4 protein-coding genes are annotated in these 3,981 nt (G+C 63.3%); 3 read left to right on the top strand and 1 reads right to left on the bottom strand.

Features of this window, described 5'->3' with window-relative positions; all coding sequences use genetic code 11:
- Positions 1 to 219 precede the first annotated feature (219 nt).
- The 3 genes from C2U70_RS27360 (at position 220) to C2U70_RS27350 (ending at position 3,142) form a co-directional block, all read left to right on the top strand.
- Positions 220 to 1,212, top strand: coding sequence for a TRAP transporter substrate-binding protein (locus tag C2U70_RS27360; RefSeq protein ID WP_140981738.1), 993 nt, complete (start codon positions 220 to 222; stop codon positions 1,210 to 1,212).
- Between the two features lie 98 nt (positions 1,213 to 1,310).
- Positions 1,311 to 1,826, top strand: coding sequence for a TRAP transporter small permease (locus tag C2U70_RS27355; RefSeq protein ID WP_140981737.1), 516 nt, complete (start codon positions 1,311 to 1,313; stop codon positions 1,824 to 1,826).
- Entirely contained in the window at positions 1,823 to 3,142 is a 1,320-nt protein-coding gene (locus tag C2U70_RS27350; protein WP_140981736.1) for a TRAP transporter large permease, read from the top strand. Before C2U70_RS27355 ends, C2U70_RS27350 begins: the two co-directional genes overlap by 4 nt.
- A 36-nt stretch (positions 3,143 to 3,178) precedes the next feature.
- Here C2U70_RS27350 and C2U70_RS27345 read toward each other — a convergent pair.
- Positions 3,179 to 3,981, bottom strand: an 803-nt coding sequence (locus C2U70_RS27345; RefSeq protein WP_140981735.1) for a serine hydrolase domain-containing protein, incomplete at its 5' end; no start/stop codon positions are given.

Raw genomic sequence — 3,981 nt, 5'->3', positions numbered from 1 at the left:
ACGAGCCGCCATTTTATGACGATCGCGCAAGTGGGGTGGCGCGAGTTGCAGTGCAGCAGATTGCCAATCATTTTGCCTGCGACGAAGAGTACCGGTGCCCGTTACGGCTGAAATAGCTTCCGTCCAAGCGACGTTTTTCATACGCTCCCTCCACGCAGGCCGCATATCGGCCGCGCTCACGGCCCGGTACAGGGGCGGGGCATCAAAGGGAGAGAGACGATGAAGCGACGATCATTTCTCGCTGGGCTAGGTGCGACCACTGCTGCGATTGGCATGCCGACGATCCTCAGGGCGCAGGCGCCGGTCACACTGAACGGCGCGGTCCAGTTCAACGACGACCACGCCTTCAACCGGGCGCTGCTTCGGTTCGAAGAGCTGGTGAAGAAGTATTACGGCAAGCCGATCAACTTCACGCTGCACCGAAACTCCTCGCTCGGCCTCGAGAAGCAATACTTCGAGTACATGTCGCAGGGCAAAGCGGTGGATTACGGCATCGTCTCGCCGGCGCATATGTCGACCTTCGCCAAGGCCGCTCCGTTCATCGACGCGCCCTTCGTGTTCAAGGGCATCGACCACATGAACAAGGTCGTCGAAGCGGGCATTCTGGCGCCGATCGCCGATGAAGTCGCGGCCAAGGCCGAGGTCGTGCTGATCGGCTATGCCGGCGGCGGCATCCGCAACATCTTCGCCAACAAGCCGCTCAAGAACCTCGCCGATCTCAAGGGCCTCAAGGTGCGCGTGCAGGGCGCGCCGATCTGGTCGAAGACCTTTGCGGCGGTCGGGATGAGCCCGACGGTCATCGCCTATAACGAGATCTACAACGCGATCCAGAACGGCGTGATCTCGGCCGGCGAAAACGAGGCGGCCGGCGTCGAGGCGATGAAGTTCTACGAAGTCGCCCCGCATCTCAATTTGACCCAGCATGCGGTCTCGATCCGGCCGATCTGCTTCTCGGTGAAGACGCTGAAGACCCTGCCGAAGGATCTGCAGGACGCGATCATGAAGGCCGGCAAGGAGGCGGGCGACTACGGCCGTCAACTGGAGTCGAGCGAGGAGGTCGTCAAGCTCGACACGCTGGAGAAGGCCGGCAAGCTCAAGCGTGTCCCGTTCGAGGAGCGCGACGCCATGAAGAAGCTCGCCGATCCCGTGATGGCCACCTACGCCAAGGAAATCGGCGCCGAGGGCATCTTCGAGAAGATCAACGTCGCCTGACGGCTCCGAGTTTGAAGGCTTCAAGCCGATCGACGACATGTTGGGGCAAGCCTCGCGGCTTGCCCCTTTGGTGATGATTGCCCGCCCGCGGAGCTCCGATGACCGAAATGCCTGTTGAGTCGAACCCGTCGCTGTGGCGCCGAGCGACGGCGGCCTATGCGAAATTGCTGGAATTCCTGCTGGCGACCTGCCTCGGCATTCTCGTCATTCCGGTGACGTTGCAGATCATCTCGCGCTACACGCCGTTCATTCCCTCCTACATCTGGACGGAGGAGATGGCGCGTTTCCTGTTCATCTGGACGATCATGATCGGCGCCATGGTCGGCATAAGGGAGTCGCAGCATTTCGAGGTCGACGTCTGGCCCGACCTGTCGCGGCGCTCGGAAGCTCTGGTGCGAATCCTCGCGCGCCTCGGCGTGCTCGCTTTGGCGATCGTGTTCGTGACGGCCGGCACCGAATTCACGAGGTTTGCGTGGAACAGGACGTCAGAGCTGGCCGACCTGCCACTCTGGCTGATCCACATCGCCTGGCCGGTGGCGGGCGTGACGTGGATCGTGTTTGCGGGCGAACAGATACTCGATGAAATGCGGATTCTGGTTGGGGCGAAGCGATGAGCGGGAATGTCTTGTCTGCCGGACAGGCCGCCGCGGTCCTGTTCGGGGTTTTCGTCGGCCTGCTCGTCATCCGCGTGCCGGTTGCCTTCGCGCTCGGTCTTGCCTGCGTTCCGATCCTGATCATCGAGCCGCATCTGTCGCTGATGACGCTCGCGCAGGAGACGTTCAACGCCTACAATTCATTCATCCTGCTGGCGGTGCCGTTCTTCCTGTTGACCGCCAACCTCATGAGCATCGGCGGCATCACCGACCGGCTCGTCGCGCTGTCGCGCTCGATGGTCGGACACTGGCCGGGCTCGCTGGCGCAGATCAACGTCGTGCTCTCGGTGTTCTTTGCGGGCATCTCCGGCTCCTCGACGGCGGACGCGGCGAGCCAGTCAAAAATCTTTATCGATGCCCAGACCAAGGAAGGCTACGACCTCTCGTTCTCCATCGCGATCACCGCGGTCTCGGCCGTGCTGGCCGTCATCATCCCGCCGTCGATCCTGATGATCGTGTGGGGCGGGTTGATCTCGACCTCGATCGCCGCGATGTATCTCGCCGGCATCGTGCCGGGCCTCCTGATCGCCGGTGCCCAGATGGCGACCGTGCATATCTACGCAACGCGGCGTGGATATCCGACCTACCCGAAGGAAACCTGGCGGGACCTTCGCTGCGCGATCTGGAAATCCATACCGGCGCTGATGACGCCGTTCATCATCGTCGGCGGCATTTTGCTCGGGTGGTTCACCGCAACCGAATCCGCCTGTGTCGCGGTGCTCTATTCCGTGGCGCTGTCGACGTTCTTCTATCGCGAGACCGGCATCCGCGAACTGTACCGGGCGTTGCTCGATACCGGACGCCTCGCCGGTGTCGCGTTGTTCTGTGTCGGCACCGCGAGCGCGTTCGGCTGGCTGCTGGCCTATTACAAGATTCCGCAGGAGCTTCTGGCCAACGTCTCGACCTGGGGGATGGGGCCGATTGCTGCCGGCTTCTTCATCGCGTTCTGCTTCCTGGTCGTGGGCTGCTTCCTCGACGCCATTCCGGCGATCATCATCGTCGGCACCGTGCTGGAGCCTCTGGCCAAGTCCGTCGACCTGCACCCGGTTCAGTTCGCGATCATCTCGATCGTGTCGCTGGCGTTCGGCCTGGTGACGCCGCCGTATGGATTGTGCCTGATGATCGCCTGCGCGGTCGCGGGCGTACGGCTGCGCTATGCCATAAAGGACACCGCGATCATGCTGGTGCCGATGCTGCTCGTGCTCGCGGCCCTCATCGTCTGGCCGAGCGTGTCGCTGTTCCTGCCGCGCCTGATCGTGCCGGAGATGCTGAAGTGAGCGATCCCGCGGCGCGGCCGCGGGATCGTTCGTTCCTTACAGATTGCTCTCGCTGATCGCGGCGTAGACCATGCTGCGCAGCTCGCGACGGATCGGATAGGCGCTGGACGGCAGCACCTGGGTCATGAGGATCGTGATCAGCTCCTCGGCCGGATCGATGAAGAACGAGGTCGTGGCTGCGCCGCCCCAGGCGTATTCGCCGGGGCTGCCCGCGATCAGCGTTTCCGCGGGACGCATCGTCACCGCAAAGCCGAGGCCGAAGCCGATGCCGTTATAGCTCGCCTCGGAGAACAGCGAGCGCGAGACTTCCGGCAGGTCGCGTCCTCCCGGAATGTGGTTGGTCGTCATCAGCGCCAGCGTCTTCGGCCCGATCAACCTGACGCCGCCGAGCTCGCCGCCGTTGAGCAACGCACGGCAGAAGGTGAGGTAGTCGGCCATCGTCGAGCAGAGCCCGCCGCCGCCGGAGATGAAGTCGGGCGGCGAGAGGAACGAGCTCTTGGCCGGGTCGTCCTGCAGCGTCAGGCCCTCGCGGCGCTGGCCGGCGTGGAAGGTCATCCCGCCACCGGGATCGGCCGAGTAGCAGGCCGCGAGACGATGCGCCTTGGATGCCGGCACGTGGAAGTCGGTGTCCGTCATGCCGAGCGGATCGAGGATGCGCTGCTTCAGGAACTGCTCGAACGGCATGCCCGAGATCTTGCCGACGAGATAGCCGATCACGTCGGTCGAAACCGAGTAGTTCCAGGACTCGCCGGGCGAGAACTCCAGCGGGATCTTTGCCAGGCTCTCGATCATGGTCTGGAGCGTGCCTGATTTCTCGACCTCGCCGATCTTCTCGGCGC

This window comes from Bradyrhizobium guangdongense (assembly GCF_006483445.1).
GTDB classification, from domain to species: domain Bacteria; phylum Pseudomonadota; class Alphaproteobacteria; order Rhizobiales; family Xanthobacteraceae; genus Bradyrhizobium; species Bradyrhizobium guangdongense_A.
This window is presented reverse-complemented; position numbering and strand designations above follow the sequence as displayed.

Bases quoted from the DNA above. Each gene is read 5' to 3' on its own strand.
- C2U70_RS27360 (WP_140981738.1), top strand. From the start codon at position 220: ATGAAGCGACGATCATTTCTCGCTGGGCTAGGTGCGACCACTGCTGCG.
- C2U70_RS27355 (WP_140981737.1), top strand. From the start codon at position 1,311: ATGACCGAAATGCCTGTTGAGTCGAACCCGTCGCTGTGGCGCCGAGCG.
- C2U70_RS27350 (WP_140981736.1), top strand. From the start codon at position 1,823: ATGAGCGGGAATGTCTTGTCTGCCGGACAGGCCGCCGCGGTCCTGTTC.